15 protein-coding genes and 1 tRNA gene are annotated in these 19,666 nt (G+C 50.6%); 11 read left to right on the top strand and 5 right to left on the bottom strand.

Features of this window, described 5'->3' with window-relative positions:
• Positions 1-114: 114 nt before the first annotated feature.
• Positions 115-486, top strand: a complete 372-nt coding sequence (locus tag ACN4EG_RS23840) for a hypothetical protein (RefSeq protein ID WP_431632766.1) — start codon at positions 115-117, stop codon at positions 484-486.
• Positions 487-623: 137 nt separating this feature from the next.
• Positions 624-2,609, top strand: a complete 1,986-nt coding sequence (locus tag ACN4EG_RS23835; protein ID WP_431632764.1) for a caspase, EACC1-associated type — start codon at positions 624-626, stop codon at positions 2,607-2,609.
• A gap of 729 nt (positions 2,610-3,338) precedes the next feature.
• On the opposite strand, the gene ACN4EG_RS23830 is transcribed toward ACN4EG_RS23835, so the two are convergent.
• Complete coding sequence (locus ACN4EG_RS23830) at positions 3,339-3,890, bottom strand: hypothetical protein (RefSeq protein WP_431632763.1); 552 nt, start codon at positions 3,888-3,890, stop codon at positions 3,339-3,341.
• A 927-nt stretch (positions 3,891-4,817) separates the two neighbouring features.
• Between ACN4EG_RS23830 and ACN4EG_RS23825 the strand changes: the two genes are divergently transcribed.
• The 3 genes from ACN4EG_RS23825 to ACN4EG_RS23815 all read left to right on the top strand — a co-directional run bounded on the left by ACN4EG_RS23825 (position 4,818) and on the right by ACN4EG_RS23815 (position 7,347).
• Positions 4,818-5,030 (top strand): hypothetical protein, encoded by a 213-nt coding sequence (locus tag ACN4EG_RS23825; RefSeq protein ID WP_431632762.1) that lies wholly within the window; start codon positions 4,818-4,820, stop codon positions 5,028-5,030.
• Positions 5,031-5,326: 296 nt separating this feature from the next.
• Positions 5,327-6,517 (top strand): L-dopachrome tautomerase-related protein, encoded by a 1,191-nt coding sequence (locus ACN4EG_RS23820; protein WP_431632761.1) that lies wholly within the window; start codon positions 5,327-5,329, stop codon positions 6,515-6,517.
• Positions 6,518-6,660: 143 nt separating this feature from the next.
• Positions 6,661-7,347 carry a hypothetical protein gene (locus ACN4EG_RS23815; RefSeq protein ID WP_431632760.1) on the top strand — a complete coding sequence of 229 codons (687 nt, stop codon included), beginning with the start codon at positions 6,661-6,663 and terminating at the stop codon, positions 7,345-7,347.
• Positions 7,348-7,408: 61 nt separating this feature from the next.
• Here the strand turns inward: ACN4EG_RS23815 and ACN4EG_RS23810 are convergent, their stop codons facing one another.
• Positions 7,409-8,929, bottom strand: coding sequence for a M16 family metallopeptidase (locus tag ACN4EG_RS23810; RefSeq protein ID WP_431632759.1), 1,521 nt, complete (start codon positions 8,927-8,929; stop codon positions 7,409-7,411).
• Positions 8,930-9,359: 430 nt separating this feature from the next.
• Here ACN4EG_RS23810 and ACN4EG_RS23805 point away from each other — a divergent pair, with 430 nt between their 5' ends.
• Positions 9,360-10,460: a hypothetical protein gene (locus ACN4EG_RS23805; protein ID WP_431632758.1), complete on the top strand. Its 1,101-nt coding sequence runs from the start codon at positions 9,360-9,362 to the stop codon at positions 10,458-10,460.
• Between the two features lie 144 nt (positions 10,461-10,604).
• On the opposite strand, the gene ACN4EG_RS23800 is transcribed toward ACN4EG_RS23805, so the two are convergent.
• Positions 10,605-11,672: a tetratricopeptide repeat protein gene (locus ACN4EG_RS23800; protein ID WP_431632757.1), complete on the bottom strand. Its 1,068-nt coding sequence runs from the start codon at positions 11,670-11,672 to the stop codon at positions 10,605-10,607.
• Between the two features lie 676 nt (positions 11,673-12,348).
• Between ACN4EG_RS23800 and ACN4EG_RS23795 the strand changes: the two genes are divergently transcribed.
• Positions 12,349-13,506: a murein hydrolase activator EnvC family protein gene (locus ACN4EG_RS23795; RefSeq protein WP_431632756.1), complete on the top strand. Its 1,158-nt coding sequence runs from the start codon at positions 12,349-12,351 to the stop codon at positions 13,504-13,506.
• Between the two features lie 50 nt (positions 13,507-13,556).
• Positions 13,557-13,629, top strand: a tRNA-Arg gene (locus ACN4EG_RS23790).
• 289 nt (positions 13,630-13,918) lie between these two features.
• Here ACN4EG_RS23790 and ACN4EG_RS23785 read toward each other — a convergent pair.
• Positions 13,919-14,698, bottom strand: coding sequence for a hypothetical protein (locus tag ACN4EG_RS23785; protein ID WP_431632755.1), 780 nt, complete (start codon positions 14,696-14,698; stop codon positions 13,919-13,921).
• Between the two features lie 795 nt (positions 14,699-15,493).
• Between ACN4EG_RS23785 and ACN4EG_RS23780 the strand changes: the two genes are divergently transcribed.
• Both ACN4EG_RS23780 and ACN4EG_RS23775 read left to right on the top strand, forming a co-directional pair.
• Positions 15,494-15,712: a hypothetical protein gene (locus ACN4EG_RS23780; RefSeq protein WP_431632754.1), complete on the top strand. Its 219-nt coding sequence runs from the start codon at positions 15,494-15,496 to the stop codon at positions 15,710-15,712.
• Between the two features lie 214 nt (positions 15,713-15,926).
• On the top strand, positions 15,927-17,372 hold the full coding sequence (locus ACN4EG_RS23775; RefSeq protein WP_431632753.1) for an FAD-binding domain-containing protein: 1,446 nt from the start codon (positions 15,927-15,929) through the stop codon (positions 17,370-17,372).
• A 375-nt stretch (positions 17,373-17,747) separates the two neighbouring features.
• On the opposite strand, the gene ACN4EG_RS23770 is transcribed toward ACN4EG_RS23775, so the two are convergent.
• Positions 17,748-18,962, bottom strand: coding sequence for a bifunctional sterol desaturase/short chain dehydrogenase (locus ACN4EG_RS23770; protein WP_431632752.1), 1,215 nt, complete (start codon positions 18,960-18,962; stop codon positions 17,748-17,750).
• Here ACN4EG_RS23770 and ACN4EG_RS23765 point away from each other — a divergent pair.
• Positions 18,961-19,176 (top strand): hypothetical protein, encoded by a 216-nt coding sequence (locus tag ACN4EG_RS23765; RefSeq protein WP_431632751.1) that lies wholly within the window; start codon positions 18,961-18,963, stop codon positions 19,174-19,176. The genes ACN4EG_RS23770 and ACN4EG_RS23765 overlap by 2 nt on opposite strands.
• Positions 19,177-19,666 lie beyond the last annotated feature (490 nt).

Here is a 19,666-nt window from a genome sequence, read left to right as displayed (position 1 = left end):
GGGAGTGGGTGGGTAGGAGGGTGGGGGACGATGGGGGATTTCGAGGATACAATCTAGGGAGAATTTTAGCGACGGTTGGCTTGGCTCAATTGCGGAATTAATAAGGAATTCACGATGACTGCACCGATTCACCTTGAATTTGATTTTCAGGATCAAACGGCTCCGGAAAGACAGGAAAAGCAAACTCAGATGATTTTTCAGCAGGCGGGTTCGCTGCCGGGGGTGAAGCTGGAACGGGTGGTGGATCCCAATCCGCCGGAGGGGATTCGATCGCCGGGTAAGTTTTTGTGGGGGTTGTTGCAGGCGGAGGTGAGTCCGGCGAGTTTGAAGAATTTGTTTGGCTTTTTGGGCGATCGGTTGGGGAATAAGCCGATTAAGATTAAGGCGAAGTTTGCGGATGGGCGGGAGTTTGAGTTGGAGGCGAGTAGTCAAGCGGAATTACAAACGGCAAAAACAATGCTGGAGGAGTTGTCTCAGATCCATTAGTGAATGATTAATCGATTAGTTGTATCGAATTGATTTGTGATTGCGAATGGTGATGATCCCCCTAAATCCCCCTTCAAAAGGGGGACTTTGAAGGAATAAGAGGGAATTTGGAAGAATTTAGTGGGTTGCGCGGGGTAATGGGAAAGTATGCACTGCTCATTGGGGTAAGCGAATACCCGGAGGGTTTGGGGAATTTGCCAGCGGCGGCGAATGATGTGCGGGCATTGGAAGCGGTGCTGCGGGATGCCGATCGCGGAAATTTTGATGATGTGCAGGTGTTGGTGAATCCGGGACTGGAGGAGATGCAGTCGGCGATCGAGGTGCTGTTTGCCGATCGCAGTGCAGAGGATTTGGTGCTGCTGTATTTTTCGGGGCATGGGCTGACGGATGCGGTGGGGAAGTTTTTCTTTGCGACGCCGACGACGCGGAAGCAGAATGGGTTGTTAATGCGATCGTCGGCGATTGCGGCGGGGTTGGTGCATGAGTTTATGCAGGATTGTCTGTCTGAGCGGCAGGTGGTGATTTTGGATTGTTGCCACAGTGGGGCGTTTGGGGCGGGGCTGACGGCGCGGGATGGGGGGGATATCAATTTTCAGTTGCAGTTGGGTGGCAGGGGACGGGTGGTGCTGACGGCTTCGGCGGCGATCGATTATTCCTTTGAGCGATCGGGGGAGGAATTGGCGATTTATACGCGCTATTTGGTGGAGGGGTTACGGACGGGGGCTGCCGATCGGGATGAGGATGGTTGGGTGTCGGTGGATGAGTTGCATGAGTATGTGAAGGATCAGTTGCGGAAGGCGGCTCCGAATATGAGTCCGCAGCGCTATTTGGTGCAGGATGGGGAGAAGATTCGGTTGGCGAAGGCGAAGGTGGCCGATCCGAAGCGCAAGTATCGCAAATGGGTGGAAGACTATAGCCAGAATGGGGAAATTCGTCCGGCGGGGCGGCGGATTTTGAAGCTGAAGCAGCAGGAGTTGGGGCTGGAGGATGCAGCAGCCAGGGAAGTTGAGGCGGAGGTGTTGCGGCCTTATTTAGAGCATCGCCGGAAGGTGCAGGAGTATGAGGAATGTCTGCGGGAAGAGGTGGCGTTGCAGTTTCCGTTGGATGAACGAACTTGGCAGGAATTACGGGATTTGCAGAAAATTCTGAATTTGAGTGATGGGGATGTGGCAGCAGTGCATGGGCGGGTGTTGCCGGAGGTGCCAACGATTCCGGAAGTCGTAAGCGATGCAGCACAGGAGACGGAGCAGGAAACAACATTGGAATCATCCAGTTTATTGATTCCGTTTACGTTTACCACTGCTAAGTTAATCGTTGAGAAGAACGGAAAAATTCAAATTAATCAATCCCAAGGTTCAGGGCAGCAGTTCATTGAAACACTGGCGGATGGGACGACGCTGGAACTGGTGCAGGTACCCGGTGGTTCTTTTCAGATGGGTTCTACTGAGTATGAGGATGAACAGCCAATTCATGGGGTGAAGGTGTCAACATTTTTGATGGGGAAATATCCGATTACCCAAGCCCAGTGGAAGGCGATCGCGCAACTACCCAAGGTAAACCGGGATCTCGACCTTGATCCGGCTCGCTTTAAAGGTCGAGATCGCCCGGTGGAAAATGTCTCTTGGTGGGCGGCGATCGAAGCGTGCGATCGGTTGTCCCAAGCAACCCAGAGAACCTATCGCTTACCGACGGAGGCCGAATGGGAATACGCCTGCCGTGCGGGAACCACAACGCCGTTTTGTTTTGGAGAAACGATTTCTACAGATCTCGCCAATTATGATGGCAACTCTACCTATGGCAAAGGTCAAAAAGGAGAATACCGAAAACAAACCACGACCGTAGGAACTTTCCCAGCCAATGGCTGGGGACTGCACGATCTCCATGGCAATGTGTGGGAATGGTGCTTGGATCATTGGCATGGTAGCTATCAAGGAGCACCTCAGGATGGATCAGCTTGGCTCGATCGAGAGGCCGAAGAAAATGCACCTCGAATCCTGCGCGGGGGATCTTGGCTCTACGATCCGTTCAACTGCCGTTCATCGTATCGCAACGGGGACTCCGCCGGCTACTTCCTCAGCTTCGTTGGATTTCGGGTTGTTTTAGTTGGCTTTCCAGGACTCTAAAATTACCCTTTACTCTTTTATCCTTTTTCCTCTACTCTTTCTTTTATTCTCTCTTCTTCGCGCGTAGCGTGGGATTATTTTTGTAGTCACCTCAGTATTTATCCTAACGTTGATTGAGTTGATTCGGTTCCGCGAAATCTCCGATCCCCCTAAATCCCCCTTAAAAAGGGGGACTTTGAATCCATTCTCATGTTCCCCCTTTTTTTCTAGCGTTAGCGGCGCGTAGCGCGGGGGCTAGGGGGGATCTGCTCCTCTAACGTAGTCTAATCAATGAGTGCAGCATTACCTTTAACGTTAGTCATGCATTTATACCAGTATTCATCCCAACGTCGATCGTCGAGATTCGATCCCCCTAAATCCCCCTTCAAAAGGGGGACTTTGAATACATTCTCATGTTCCCCCTTTTTTAAGGGGGGCTAGGGGGGATCTGCTCCTCTAACGTAGTCGAATCAACTATCATGGTATTGACTTTAACGTTAGTCACATATTTATCCCAGCATTTATCCCAACGTCGATCACCCTAAAAAGTCCCCCTAACAATAAGGAGGACTTTTAGAGTATTTGGCCAAACTCTCTCCATAATCAAAGGGGCTAGGGAGGATCGGATCTGTAGCATTGATCAATCAATTTGGTATAAAATCTTGGACTCTCTACCTTGAGTTTTCTAAGCCCAACCAGCCCAGTTGTTATTACATGTTTACAACTGGGCTGGCTAACCTACAATTTATTTTATGGCTGGACTAAGTCTGGAAGGTCTTCGTTCCCACGATACGGTTCATTGGGAAAAATAAGAGAGGGGCCTGAGGGGGTAGTGGATTTTCCACTCAACTCAAAGGAAATAGTTTGGCCTGTCAAAGCATCCCTCGCCGATACCGATCGAGCACTGGAATAATGATCACCTCGCTCGGTTTTGAGTCCTTTTGGGAAATCAGCCACGATGACTGCAACCATACGATCGGGGGAAACATCCGTTGGCCCGGTGATGCCATTGGCGTATTTTTTCAGGTATTCCCCATAGGTGATGAGTTCAAAACTTGCCAGAACGGCCCCTGGCCGCAATTCCTTCACAAAGGATTCTTGGGTTCGAAAGACGTTTCTGGGTAAATCCTTGTTCCCAGGCAACCGGAGGGGCAAAGGGCGAGTTGAAGTTTCTGTTACCTTTGGATCACTGCCATCGGCGGTAGAATTCGACTGCGCTAACGAAACAATTGCTAGCGATGAAGCTACCACAGATGCACAGACTGAACTTGTGACAACCACAACTAAGCGGTGGATATTCATGTAGAATTTCTCCGAAAAAAATTATGGACAATTAGCTGGAAGTGAATAAGGATGCCCAGGTCGTTATGGGATTCAAGGGTGAACTCACAATGGCACTAGGGTAGAATACACTTATCCCACCGATCAAGCAACTCTATAGAATGTATGTAAAAATGAGTCGCTTTGAAATATTTTTCCGGTTTCCCCTTTTTCAAGAAAGCTAGAGAAATTTACTCCTTTAACGTAGTTAAATCAACTATCACAGCATTAACTTTAACGTTAGTCGTAAATTTATCCCATTATTCATCCCAACGTCGATCGTCGAGATTCGATCCCCCTAAATCCCCCTTAATAAGGGGGACTTTGAATTGATTTTTCCGGTTCCCCCTTTATTAAGGGGGATTTAGGGGGGATCCACCTCTATAACGTAGTCAAACCAACTATCCCAGCATTATCTCTAACGTTAGTCACATATTTATCCCAGCATTTATCCCAACGTCGATCGGGTGAATTCGATCGCCCTAAATCTCCAAAGTGCTCTTAAATACGGGTATTAAATAATACCCGATCGATTTTTCAAAACCCTATTGACAGACCCAGGGTTTATCCGTAGGCTTGTTTTTCATAGCGATGCGGGACAGCCCTTTATCAATTGACGATGCGGCACAAACCCTATCATCGCTTCGTTCACCCAAAAATTTAGCGCACTACCCAGAGTTGCGGGAACATCTCTGGATAGCTATTCCCCCAAGCTGAAGTAAGCAGCTAGGAGGCTTGTTGAGAATTGTAACATTCGATCGAGCCACCCTTGTTTGTGATGTCCAACGGGGTGGCTCTAAATTTTTGGGCTTCTTAAGACCCTCATCCCCAGCCCTTCTCCCGCACGCAGGCGAAGGGAGCAAGATTGCAGCAGGAATGGGATTCACTACACCAAGGAGAAGCTCAAGCATGGCAAAAGATATGAGCGATCGCCCCGATCGTCCGATCGAACCCGATCGTCCCTACATCCGCCTACAACTCTTCGGCACCCGAGACACTGTCCATTCCACCATCGATCGCATGCACGCCCTCGGCCTCGTCGATCGGGTTTACTGGGGCAAACCCATGCCCGTCCCCGGCCAGCAAGCCGAATGGGTCAGCGTCCTGTACCGTCAGTGGTAAACCGCCGATCGATCGGACTGCCGCAGGGTTCCCCCAATTGTTCCAAGGCTCCTGCGGCCCCCGCGATCGGCTAACCTTACCGCAAACTCAACATTGATCATGCCCTGTTTTCTGTACTGAAATTACAGTCTCGCTTTTCCATAGTATGGGTGAGTTAGGTGTGATTCAGATACTGTCGATCGGCTTGATTGATTGAAATAATACGCAACAATTAATACGCAACAATTGTTAGCGGAAATATTAGTCATCAAATTTATAGTAGGTTATGTGACAACTTCCCTTCTTGGATCTTGATTATGTCAGATTCCTCTCGTGTTCTTCTCCGCTTTGTAATTCTCAGTGGCTTAACTTTTGCCCAAGTGTCTCTGCCCAGAGTTCAAGCCACGATCGCCCAAACCACGATCGCCCAGCCACCCACTCAACGATCGTCAACCCCATCAACTTTACCTAAAGCCGTGCAAGTGGTGGCCAAATTGCAGGAACTTCCCGGCAACCTCACCGTGACACCTAGCGGTCGCATCATTGTCAGTATGCATCAGTTTACCAGCCCCCCATACCGCGTCATGGAATGGTTGCCCCAGCGCCAGCAACTGGTGCCTTTTCCCAACGCAACTTGGGCCTCTGGCCGCAAAGCAGACAGTAACAAAGGCTTGGATGAAGTGTTGGGTATCCAATCGGATCTCCAGGGAATCGTCTGGATGCTGGACAACGGGGGCAGAACAGGAGCCCCGCCGCAACTGGTGGGCTGGAATACTAAGACGAATCGCCTCGATCGCATCCTCCCCATCCCCAAACCCTTAGCCAGCGATCGTACCTTTCTCAACGACCTCGCGATCGACAGCGATCGGCAAATCGCCTACATTGCCGAAACCGCCATGGGCAACGCGGCTCCAGCAATCCTAGTGGTGCACCTCAAAACAGGGCACACCCGCCGCCTACTCTCTGGCCATCCCAGCGTCAGCCCCGAAGCCGTGGAACTAGCTGTGGCAGGGCAACCCATCCAAATCAAACAACCCAACGGCCAACTGATTAAACCCCGCATTGCCATTAACCCGATCGCCCTCGACGGCAAAAACGAATGGCTCTACTACGGCCCCATGAGTGGCAAGCGCTTATACCGCATCCGCACCGCCGATCTGCGCAACGAAGCCCTCACCCCCGAACAACTAGCACGGGCGGTTCAGGACTACGCCGCCAAGCCCAACTGCGACGGCATTTCGATCGACCAAGCAGGCAACATTTATATCAGCGACTTCGAGCGCGACGCCATTGGGGTAATTCGCCCCGATCGTACCTACCAAACGATCGCCCAGTCCCCAGAACTTTCCTGGATTGATGCCTTTAGTTTTGGCCCAGACGGCTATCTATATACGGTGGCGAACCAACTCCATCGCACTGCCGCCCTCAACGCAGGCCAATCCACCCTCCAGCCCCCCTACTTGATCCTGCGGCTGAAACCCTTAGCCCCAGGGATTGTTGGCCGTTGAGCAACCCCTGTAGGAAAAAAATTTGGCGATTTTTTCCTACACCCTGCATAAACCCCCAAGGTCTCCCCTATCCGGTAAATGTCAGAGGTTAAGACCTCAACGAAATTCCTCCCATAACCTAGACATTTCAAGGAGACCTGACAATGAAACTTGCACAACTGACCTCTTCCCTGGTAATCGCTTCTACCCTGTTTGCTGCCTTCGTTCCCACTGCCAAAGCCGATGATTTAGCGAGCCAAATGGTGGGTAAAGTGCAGTGCAGCACAGGTGACGTAGCGCTGGGAAATAATGTTCAAAACAACGTCAACAAGAGCGATCGCACCTGGGATTTGTCTAAGTCCGGTAACAGTGCATCCTCCGGCAACTCCAGCAGCAGCAACGCAAGCCAATCCAGCAGCAAAGCCGGTGGCGGTGGCGGCTTCAGCATCTTCGGCATCGGGGCTAACGGAAGCGGTAGCTCTGAGAAAAATCAATCCTCTAAATCCAGCCAATCCAACGGCTTCAGCAACAAGAGCGCCTTCAATAACCTGAATAAAGGAACCTCCTCTTCCTTCAGCGATAAGAGTTCCTCAACGGTAGTCGTTGGTAAAATGACGGATTGTGATTCCAACAACGCTGCCATGGCAGATATGTTCAAGTCACAAAAAGCATCTGAAATGAACGCCGACAATAACCGGACAGATATTCAAATCAATAGCACTAATAACGAAACTGCTCGTAAGCGAATTGATGCAGACGTAGACATGAACCGTGACAACAACAAAACACGGGTGCAAATGCTGGATATGCAACGCCGCGATGGTCAACTGCAAAACTTGATTAAGTGGTAGTAGTTATCCAAAAGGGGCATCAATCTGATGCCCCTTTAATCCGCAAACCTATGCTTGAAGTTTAGACTTTAGGAATTGCGGGTTTAGCAGGCGCTGGAATGGTAATATCCACCGTTTTCACAGGCTGTTTCAGATCTGTTAACGGTGGATTGATTTCTGTTTGATTCCCCACCACCATCGTGACTAAGCGATCTGGTTGTAAATGGGTTTGTGCCACCCGCTGCACATCTTGAATGGTGGTCGCTTCAACCCCTTGACGGTACTGGAAAATATAATCCTTGGGATAGCCAAAGTATTCATAACGCAGTAACCGGGAAAGGGTTTGGGCGGGATCTTGGAAATTGAAGATAAAGGAATTCAGAACCGAATCCTTAGCCCGTTGTAATTCTTCAGAGGTGATGGGAGCTTTGCGAATCCGTTCAATTTCCGCGATCGTAGCTTTGATAAACGGTACCGTAGAAGCGGACTTCGTTTCCCCACCTGCAATCAATAAACCGGGATAATCAAACTGAGGACTCCAAGCCGCATAGACCGAGTAGGCTAATCCTTGGCGCGATCGGACTTCGTTAAACATCCGTCCCCCAAAGCCATTTAGCACCTCATTCATCACAGACAGCGCTGGGTAGTCAGGGTCTTTGACAATACCGCCCAAATGCCCCATTTGAATATAGCTTTGGCTGATACTGGATTGATTAGCAAAGTAAACTTCTCCCTGCTTCTGTTGTGCCACTGCAATCGTTGTCGATTGACTTGTAGCTGGGGAAGGTTTCCAATTGCCAAAGGATTTCTCGATCTGTTGTCGCATCATGGCTGGATTGAAATCTCCCACAATGCCAAGAATCATGCGATCGGGCGTGAAATAGCGACTGTAAAATTGCTTGATATCCGGTTGTCCAATCCGATCGAGGGTGGCGTACTCCACCGTCCGGGCGTAGGGACTCTCGCTCCCGTAGATCAATTTGCGAAACTCACGGGATGCAATGCCCCCCGGTTGATCGTTCCGCCGTGCAATGCCCCCACGCAGTTGAAACTTCGTCAAATCAATTTTGTCCTGGGGAAAGGCAGGCTGCTGAACCACTTCCGCAAAGAGATTAAAAACCTGGGGTAAATCCTCACTAAGGGCACTGAACGTGACCGAGCCAGAATTGACAGCAATGCCTGCCTCGATCGCTGCGGCCTTTTGTTCCAGAATTTGGTTCAGTTGATCCGGTGGATGGACTTGAGTGCCACCCGATCGCAGAACCGATGCAGTAATATCCGCCAGCCCCACTTGGCTACTAGGTTCTTCCCGATCGCCCGTCCGCACCAACAACGAGCCACTGACCAATGGCAATTCGTGATCTTCCATTAAATAGACCACCAAGCCATTTTTCAGGGTAAACCGTTGGTAATCAGGAACCCGCACTTCCGGCAAGGGGCCAAATTGCAAATCAGTATAGTGCTTTGGCCCATCCGCCACCGCAGGCCGCATGGCCAACAGTACCAAGATCAACGGCACCACAATAAAGCAGAACCCTAGGGTCACCACTTTTGCAATACGTTGTTTGGTTCTACGTTCAAACTCTGGCTGGAACTGACTCATAGACGATCGTATCCTTTGCGTCTCCAAGATCTGTTTCCATCTTAATGATTGAATCTTCATTCTTCCGCCAAAATTTCGCGGACCTTGTCCTTTCCCCTACCGTTAGGGATTTGCAAAGAAATAATATCCCCGATTCATGCCCTTCCCCCTTACCCATTTACCCTCCTACGCCCCTATCCCCTTCATTCCCCTACCCTCCTACCCTTTTACCCTTTTCCCCCTACCCAATTGGGATTTTATTTATGCGCTGTTCTCTTACGGGACAATCCGTATTTATTCGGAACTTGTGGAAAAACGCCACAGATTTTCCGGTGAGGTGAAGAAAAACGAGTAGAGGGAATACATTACGGCACTGGGTTTGATTCCATCGTGCAGTGAGTTCCGAGTGCAATCTGGCCAGTGCCCGATTCCATCAGTTGTTTTATTACCTATGAAACGTTCATCCCTTCGTCCTTTGAATACCGCCACGGTTTGCACTTTGTCGTTGTTAGCGACCTGTGAACTCCCCCAAGCAGCCCAGGCAGTTCAAATGCCCTCGGAAGTTACGCCGCCCAGTTCTGAAGCCAATCAGTTGATGCCGATCGAAGCACAGGTCTCAAAGGTGGTAACCATTGCTGCCCCTGAAACAACGGCGATGCCTGAAACACTGGCCTCCCCAACACTGGCCTCCCCAACACTGGCCTCCCCAACAGATGCACCGCTGCCATCGTTACAGCCTGTTCCCTCCATTGCTACGACTGAACTGTCTGAACCTGCGATGCCTGCGGCGGGTCAACCCACTGTAGCGGCGACCGAGCCAGGACTAGCGCAATCGGAGATGGTTCCGGTAACTGATGCAGCCAACCCTACGCAAACGCTGATCGCTGCGACGGGTGAAACGGCAGATGGAGCAGTGGCAAAGGTTGACGTGAGTGGCCCGGTCAAAATTGAAGTGGACACCCAGGGCATTCCCCCCATTACCCAATTACCACCTCGCGTTTCTTTACCCTCCCAGCCCCTACTCCCTGGCAATTTTGAGTTTCCAGTGCACCTGGGACAGGCCGTCGATCGCACGCTTACTAGCTCCACACCAATTACCGATCAAACGGGCGTCACTGCGTCGGCAGCGAACCTCTCCCCTCGGTTGATGGTGCTGATGAAATTCCTAAAAACCGTACCGCCGGAAATTAACATTCCCTGCACTCGCTTCCAGACTACTGATTGCAGCCCGGTGGTTGGACGAGCTGATTATTTCTCCGAACCGGGACTTTCGTTGTTACAGGAAGCCCCCAATGTGATTCCACAAATTCCTTCCAATACAGCGCCCTTAGCCCGTCGTCGCCTGCGGATGACGATCGAAGAATTGCAACAACTGGAACAGCAGCAGAGCCAATCTCTACAGGCTTGGGCAGGTCGGATTCAGCAATGTTTGACCGAAAAACCTAAGCTGTACGTTTTGAGATCGGATGGAGCGCAACTGCCGGTTTACTTTGACGGCAAAGAAGGCACGATCGTCCGGAATGGCGAAGGTCGTGCGGTGTGTCCTGGATAGACGATCGCGACCTGTTTATCCAGGCATGACGCAGCCTAAGAATCCCTTTACCAACGCTGGTGAAGGGATTTTCTAGGTAGGGCAGCTACAGAATCAAGCAGGTTACAGAATCAAGCAGGTTACAGAATCAAGCAGGCTGCAAAATCAAGAGGAAGAGGAGTACATCCAATAGACTGCCCGCGTTTTTGGGCCGAAAATAATCGTGTCACCATTCTGGAGGTGTGCTCCGGAAATTCTACGACTGTTGACTAAAATGCCGTTGGTACTGGGTTTTCCTTCCAAACTTCCATCGGTAATTTGGTAATTGACTTGGCCATTCGGTTGTTCTACTCGACGCAGCACAGCATGGAAGCGAGAAGCATACTGCGATCGCAGACAAATTTCGTTCTTGAGATCTCGACCGATCGTGTAGTAGTCCTGGGTTAAGGGAATTTCCCACTCCCCCTGTTCATCTTCCACAATCAAACGAGGATTTAATAACGGCGCAGCAAGATTAGGGATTCGAGAGAATTCTTCAAGCGCTTCGTCTTCTCCGTCCACTAATGTTTCTTCGGTATACCCCTCTCCGTACCAGACAGGCTTTGTGGTGGGAGGTACCACCGTTAACCCACATTGCTGGACAGCGAGGGTTCTTGCTTGGCGAGTCAGGGGATCATCCGGATGCAACCTCAAGGCAAAGTCGTAACTCTCGATCGCCTTCGGAAAATCCTTGAGTTCCACCCAAGCGTTACCGCGATTTCGCCAAGTGACTGCATTGTTGGGATCCAGATCCAGAGCCGCTTGATAACTACTTAGGGCGACCTCAGGTTTCCTAGATCCATAGAGTAATGCGTTCCCCCGATGATGCCAAGCGAGGGCGTAGGTAGGCCGTTGCTGGATCACACGATCGTAGCAGGCTAACGCAGAGGGATAGTCCCCTAAACCATACTGAAACGCATTCCCCCGATGCAGCCAAATCTCCACTCTGGCATCCTGGGAAGGTTCATAGGTTAGGGCTTGTTCGTAACTCCGAATGGATTCAGCAAAACATCCCAGTTCCTCAAGTGCTAACCCTCGCTCGTACCAGGCTTCCCAGTAGTCAGCGCGAACTCGAATCACCTGATTAAAATGGGCCACTGCCTTATCGAAGTCACCGGCAGCCACACAATCTAATCCCTGGCGAAACCACGTAAGAGACTGACCTGTCAGTGGAACACGACCCGTGTCAATCATGACAAAATCTGAAAAATTCTTCAGCAGTGTGGAACATTTGGTTAACTGCTAGCATCTTCCTTAGGAAGGGTTCTTGAGAAACCTATCTAAGACGTTTGCTTGATCCCTGACTGAACTAGCTGCATCCTAGATCGTTGAGACAACGATCGTCAAATTCGAACAACGGCCAAACTCAGATCCCAGACTAGGATCTCAGACTCAAGATCTCAGACTCAAGATCTTATTTAGTAAGATCTCAGCCTTAGAGCAATCTAGGATCAATGTAGCGCATTTCTCTGGGGCTGTGGCATTGAGTTATCAAGGTGTAATTCCCTTAATAATTATTAATATTTTGAATCAACCTGTAAAGTCCTGAGCTGTTGAGATGCGCAAGGCGAGCACGCGACTAGATCCTTCCTCCTGGATCATCATGGGGTCAGATCTCCCGTTGAGAGCCCCCCGTTGAGCTTGCCAGGTTACTAAATTAAGCTTGCCAAATTGAGCAACCTGGAGATAATAGTGCTTGCTGTTACAGTTGGGTGGATTGCGATCGGGGAGCACCCGTCAATTGCCCGCCAATAGGGGCTAAGTCATGGTGAAGTTCCTGGGAATTCAGACAAGGATCGATCGTGAAACAAGTATCAGTAAAACAAGTATCAGTAAAACAAGTATCAGTAAAACAAGTATCAGTGAAGGGATGAAACGCTTTTGCGGCCTGTGGCTACTGGTTTGCAGCCTGTGGGTATTTGGGTGGGCTGGGGGCTTGGGGCTGCCTGCCCTAGCTCAGACTGCACAGCCGGAGATTGATACGCTCCAGCAGCAGCGCCAGCAAGTGGAACAACAGCGCCAACAAATTCAGCAACGACATAATCAGATTAAAACCCTGGAAGGCATTACCCAAAAGGATTTGTCGGGGTTGAATCAGAAGCTCAAGACAACCACCCAAAAACTGCAAGTGACCCAGGCTAGTCTGGAAAAATCGCAAACGACGTTGAAAAAATTGGAATTGGCGTTGGCACAAGCGGAGGATCGCTACCGTTCCCGCCAGCAGGCGATCGTGGCACGGCTGCAATTTCTGCAACGGCAACCCCATCGCCAAGGGTTAGCGGTTCTGTTGCAAAGTCAGACGCTCAGTGATTTTCTCAGTCAGCGCTATCGTCTGAAGCGTTTGTATGAGGCCGATCGCAAAGCGCTGGTGGCACTGAAGCAACAGACGGATCAACTGGAGCAACGCCGCAATCAGGTGGAGGCAGAAAAAAATCAAATTGCGGTGATGACCCAGCAACTCTTGGCGCAAAAGAATGAGACCCAGGCGCAGGCGGAGTTTCAGAAGCAAATAGTAGCTCGTCTGAAGAACGATCGACGGGCCTTAGAAGCGGCGATGAGCCAGCTCGATCGTGATTCTGCGGCAATCACCCGCTACATCCGCCAATATCAAGGGCAGGATTTTGGGGGAGTGATTGTTCGAGGCAATGGCCAGATGAGCTATCCCGTGGATGCGCCAGTGACTAGCTATTTTGGCTGGCGGATACACCCGATTTTGGGTTACGAAAAATTCCATGCGGGTATTGATTTTGGGGCGGATGAGGGGACGGTGATTCGTGCGGCAGCGGCGGGGGTGGTGATTTATGCGGGGTGGTATGGCGGCTATGGCAATACGGTGATCGTCAACCATGGCAATGGGATCACGAGTCTCTATGCCCATACCCAGGGGTTTTATCCCCAAGAGGGACAAGTGGTGCAAAAGGGAGAACCGATCGCGACTGTGGGATCGACAGGGCTTTCGACGGGGCCGCATTTGCATTTTGAGGTGCGGCAGAATGGGGAGCCGATCGATCCGGCTTACTATTTATAAATTCTGGATAAACCTGTGTTATGATGAGCAAGTGTGTTTAAACGCCACAGGGGCATGTAGCTCAGGGGATAGAGCATCAGATTCCGGTTCTGAGGGTCGCAGGTTCGATTCCTGCCATGCTCGTTAGAAATAGCTTCCAAACTGTAAAGAGTTTCGGAGGCTATTTTTTTGGTGATAATTCTACGGCTGATTCATTTCTCATATCAAATTAATTTGTGATTGCAACATATAACGATCCCCCTAAATCCCCCTTCAAAAGGGGGACTTTGACAGAATTTTCCCTAAATACCCTTTTTTAAGGAGGACTTTGACAGAATTTGACTGGATTCCCCCTTTTTTAAGGAGGGGGAAGGGGGGATCGATCGGTAGCATTGATCATTCAATTTGATGTTGGGTCGGGGCAAGGTGGGGATTAGGCGGATTTGAAAAAGCGGATGATTTCGCGGATGTGGTCGAGGAATTGGCTGTCTTCGCTGAGTTGGGAGATGGCTTGGCGGGCTTCGCGGGAGAGCCGATCGTGGTCGCGATCGTTGCTGGCTTGGAGGGCTTCGAGGTGGGCGTTGAGATCGGCGATGCGGCGGGAGAGGGTTTCGATGCTGTGTTGTTGGTGGGCGGCCCAGGAGTTGGGTTGATCGAGATCAAGTTGCTTGTTGAGGTGTTGGGTGGTTTCTTCGAGTTGGGTGAGGCGCGATCGCAGTTCAGCAACGTCTTCGCGGGGGTAGGCGAGGTTTTTGCGGATGAGGCTGAGGCGGTGGATGAAGTAGCGGTAGGCTTCGATCGCGGGGCGCAGTCCGGTGAGGAGGAGGGCGGCGGCGGATGCGATGTAGCCGATGGCGCTGATGCCGCTGGCGGAGAGGAGGTAGAGGCCGAGGGCGGAGGCGAGATGGAGGGCGAGGGCGAGGAGGAGGGCGCGTTGGGCGACGGTTTGGGTGTAGCGGATTTGTTTAGGGTCGATCGGGATGTCGCGTTCTTCGGAGAGGGCGGCTTCGGCGAGGATTTGTTTGGCTTGGAAGTGGATGTTCCAGGGGACGGTGACGATGACGAGCAACCACCAAAAGATTGCGCCGCCTAAGACCCAATCGACCAAGTTACCGATCGGGAGGTTGAGCCATTGGATGCCTGCGAAGCCCAGTAGGGAGAGGAGCAGGAGGCCGATTAAACCGAAGGCGAATCCTAGAAAGCTGGAGATCATGTAAGGGGTATTCCCAACGCAGAATGGATAATTCTATTACTGCTGGAAATATAGGCTAGCTAGCAGATAGCTTATGCTGCTTTCTGATCTGGTCTGTGGGTCAATTGACTTACCAGAATATTTTCAGAAAATAACTGAAGTTTTGACCTTAGTTTTGGAGTGTTCCAGTTCCACGATCGGCACTGATGGATTGTTCTTGCATTACGCTGCATGGTTGCTTCATCTACATCCAAAGTCTTGCTGATTGAATTAGACACATGGATTAGTTTGACAATCAAAATTCAACTCACAAAATTAGATGAGTTAAAAAATTAAGCCGAAATTCCAACGCTAGCATGAATGATTTAGAATACGATCGTAGCCACAGGATAGAACAATATAAACATTCCGTATGAACCTAGCAGAGTTCTCAGGGTTTCCTGAGTACAGTTCCCGGAAAATAATTATTGATTACCGTAGATTTTGTTTCGTAAACTTTTTCCAACGGGGTTGACTTTCCTAGGGTTTCTCCGTAGGCTATTCTGTCATAGCGATCGCCATGGACATCCTTCTTTCAGTTGAGCTTACGATTGACGGTTTGGCATGAAGCATGGGGCGCTAGGTTCCCAAAAATTTAGGGCACTACCCACAGTTGTTGGAGCAGCTATGGGTAGCTATTCCCCCTCGCTGGAGTAGCAGCAAGGAGGCTTGATGAGGATTTTAACATCTGACCGAGCCACTCTTGTTTGTGATGTCAAACGGGGTGGCTCTAAATTTTGGGGCTTCTTAAATCCGCAACAAGGAGAAGCTCACAATATGGCAAAAGATTCTAGCGATCGCGGTGATCGTTCGATCGATCACGGCCCACAACGGTTGCAGATCCACTTAATCGGTCATCCAGAATTCATTCAGGACACCATTAATCAATTACACGTCCATCGCATCGCAGACAGGATTCATTGGAGTCAACCGATGAAAATCATCCATTCCGACGGCCAATACATCAGCATATTAAGCCGCGAACGCCAACGCTAATACTTAAACTCAGGTGTCTTGCTAGTTTCAAAAAACTACAGACACCTCGATCGTCCCCACAAAACCTAGGGGCTCAGGCTGCCAGCACAGAAAAGCACGATCGCCCCCATCAAGAACAACCAAACTCAAGGAAATCAGGTAAACTAGGAAGTAAATTAGCTAGTAAATTTGATCTGAATTACTAGTTTCGCTTGTATTGCTCCGTGGGTTTATCATGTCTGACCTGGTTCTATTTTGGCACCGTCGAGATTTGCGCATCGCCGACAATGTGGGGTTAGCCATGGCTCGCCAAAAAACGCGCAAAGTGGTTGGCGTGTTTTGCTTAGACCCTGCAATTTTGCAACGGGATGACATTGCTGACGTGCGGGTAGATTATCTCTTGGGCAGCTTACGATCGCTGGCGCAGCGATATCTGGAAGCCGGTAGCCAATTGTTATTCCTGCACGATCGACCCACCGACGCCTTGCCCGAATTGGCGAAAAACTTAGCCGCAACCGCAGTGTATTGGAACTGGGATGTGGAACCCTATGCCCAGGAACGGGACAATGCCCTGATTCATGCACTCCACGAGGTCGGCGTTGAAGTCGTGACCGCCTGGGATCAACTTCTGCACACCCCCCAAGAAATCTTCGCCAAAGCCACCCAAGCGCCCTACACCGTCTATACGCCCTTCTGGAAAAATTGGCGCAGTCAACCCAAAGCCACCCCCTATGCAGAATTAACGGGTGCGATCGGTCTATCAGAAACAGAACAAGAAACAGCCCAGCGATCGGGGGGAATTGAATTACCAACGTTAAAAGAATTAGGATTCAGTTGGGGAAATGGTCAAATTTTAGAACCGGGTGAACTAGCAGCACAACAACGGTTAAGCGAATTCATTGAACAACAAGTTGGCGATTACGACATCGAACGGAATTTTCCAGCTAACCCCGGTACCTCCACCCTCAGCCCCGCCCTCAAATTTGGCACGATCGGGATTCGCACCGTCTGGGCAGCTACACAAACCGCCACGGAACAGGCCCGCAGCGAAGAAACCCAAAAGGGCATCACCACCTGGCAACAGGAATTGGCATGGCGTGAGTTTTATCAACATGTCCTATTCCATTTTCCCGAACTGGAGCAGGGAGCCTATCGCGCCCCCTTCAAGAATTTTCCTTGGGACAATAACGACGATCGCTTTCAGGCTTGGTGTGAAGGTCGGACGGGATATCCGATCGTCGATGCGGCCATGCGGCAGTTAAACGAAACGGGCTGGATGCACAACCGTTGTCGCATGATTGTCGCCAGTTTCCTGACCAAAGATTTGATTATAGATTTTCGATGGGGTGAAAAGTATTTCATGCAGCGACTGGTGGATGGCGATTTGGCAGCCAATAATGGCGGTTGGCAGTGGAGTGCCTCCAGTGGCATGGACCCCAAGCCCTTGCGAATTTTTAACCCCACCAGCCAAGCCCAAAAATTTGATGCAGAAGCAGAGTATATCCGCCACTGGTTACCAGAATTGCGCAGTGCAGAAACTGCCGAACTCATCTCTGGCAAGATCGACAAAGGCACCCGCGATCGGGCCGGGTACCCCAAACCGATCGTCGATCACGCAGTCCAACAACGGCTTTTCAAAGAACGCTACGCAGCACAAAAAGCCCAAGCTGAATCAACCTAAAAGAACGTGAGTTCGCCAACAAACTTGTCCCTTACCAATCCCCTGTACTAGGACAGAGAATTCACTTTCGGGGGGTGTCGGGGGAGTAGAGTCCCCTGACGAAGCAGGGGGCAAGGCGGTTTCTCCGACGCTCTGCCAGAGCAAACTGCTTTGAGGGGAGAAGTTCCCCGATCTTCACTGCGCAGCAGCCCCGACGATCGCGCCGCCCCCCGAATTCAGTAAACTCACGTTAGAAGAATAAGAACAATAGAGCTAGAAAAATGCGATAGAAATCAACAGCGTGATCACTATCGCATTTACAGGTGTCAACACGAACTGGTTAATGTTTAAAACAAACTATGCCAACAGACATTTCAACAATATTCACAATCTTAACTACTTCGCGCTCACTAACTCGTCAACTTCAGTAGCAACACTACGGGAACGACGGGTAAACAACCGGAAGTACAACGACTGAAAAAATTCATGCACCGGAAACACGAGATAGGTGATCGGATTAATCGTCACAATGATATTGCGCACATCTCGCTTAGCCAAGGCCACGATCGCCCAAGCCACCCAACGCGCTGACATAACGCCATAGGGATTCAACGGACTCTTAAACGGCCCCAGGATTAACTTGCGAATAATGCAGGGTGCATCCAGCCGTTGTAGCGTCAGCAAGTCGCCAATGGTGCGCTTCGACAGTTCATACAGGGGACTAAAGGCCGGATTCACTTCCGCCTCCGAGGTATTCACCCACAGTTCCTTCGTGGCTCTGTCCGTTGGACCCGTCACCGTACTAAAAAAGGCATTGGCCAACCGCAGGACGGAAAAAGCATTGACTTCATAGATTTCCTGGATGGCCTGGGCCGATCGATCGCCATAGACATTCATGCCATGGTTGATGACCAAAATATCCACATCCTGAAGCTGAGCAACTAAATCAGCCTCTGCCCCAATCTGCCACGGCTGCACCCGCACCTCCGGCGGAAACGCAGTATCAGGGCGAGTCGTCAGGGCCACCACCTGCGCCCCCTGCTGGCACAGCTCATCCACCAACGCTCGACCCATGCCCCCAGAGGCCCCCGTCACCGCCACGACCTTGCCCTTCAGTGCCAAGCTGGTTCCTAACAGGCGATCGACAAAGGTGAAATGCCCGCAGTAGTAGGCATTCATCTCATCAAAGTGGTGCCGCCAGTGGTACGAGCGATTCACCTTCCACTGACTGGGAATCGTAACCAGCGCACCGGGCTTATGGCTAAAGTCCGTTTGCAGCAACCAGCCTTGGGAACGTGCCGCCGCAGGAATCAAAAAGGCCAGGGAATACAGACAGCCAAACCACATGCCCACCTGCGCCGTCAACCCGGCAGCCAGGGCCGTCACGCCTATCATCGCTAGAGATTCCGGCACATCGTTAAAGAGTTGTGCCTGTTTATAGTTCTCTAGGGTCGTCATCGTCAGATCCCGACGATAGGCTTTGTGGTGAGCCATATGGTACCGCTTTAACGGTTGCCAGTAGTGCCCCGCAATATGGTAGAGGTCTCGCGTCACTTCAGCCAGGATGACTGAAACGACGCCCCACCCAATCAATCCCCACAGTAACTGCATGAGTCGTTGTACTCGGTTGTTGATGTATTCAGCTTTTGATAACTATCTTAAAGTTGAAGATGATATGTTTACACAAATTAATGGGTCTACATATCACATCATAACTATACAGCTATACAAGGATCAAGAAAAGTTGCCTTTAGGCTACAGTTACAGCGATCGGGAAGCCTTCGGCAGCACAGTTTTCACGGATGATGGGCACCCCAGCAAGTGACATTAGGCTTGACGACCTTAGGGCAGTTGTAGGACTGCACGCACCCAAAACGGATTGATGGGCCAGCGGGGAAGGAGGCAAGAGGGGGGGCCGTGGTTGGCCTTTATGATGAGTATTGCAATAGCCTTGACAAGAAATCGACGGGGAGGGATGGCCTCAGGGGTTGCACTCTTGCTAGCGAGAACTGTCCTGCTGTAATTGCTGAATTTGCTCGATGGTCTACGACCGACCATAGGTCATCGACCAGCCCGTTGCCCGGACAATCAGATCAATGTCTGCGCCTTCCCGTAATAGGCCTTCTTCTAATACAGCTTGATAGGTGACGGATTCGCGCATAACATCCCTCCGAATGATTCGACCAATCAACTCTCGTTCGTAACTACTCAGGCTTAAAAAAATAAAGAGTTTTACCAAGAATCGTGAAAAAGCAGGTAATTTAGCATCATATTAGGGATTAGAGATTGAATCAGTGAGAGAACCAGGGCTTCAA

It is taken from the genome of Alkalinema pantanalense CENA528 (assembly GCF_050753345.1).
Lineage (GTDB): Bacteria > Cyanobacteriota > Cyanobacteriia > Leptolyngbyales > Leptolyngbyaceae > Alkalinema > Alkalinema pantanalense.
The sequence above is the reverse complement of the archived record's forward strand: the minus strand, read 5'-3'. Positions and strand labels throughout refer to the sequence as shown.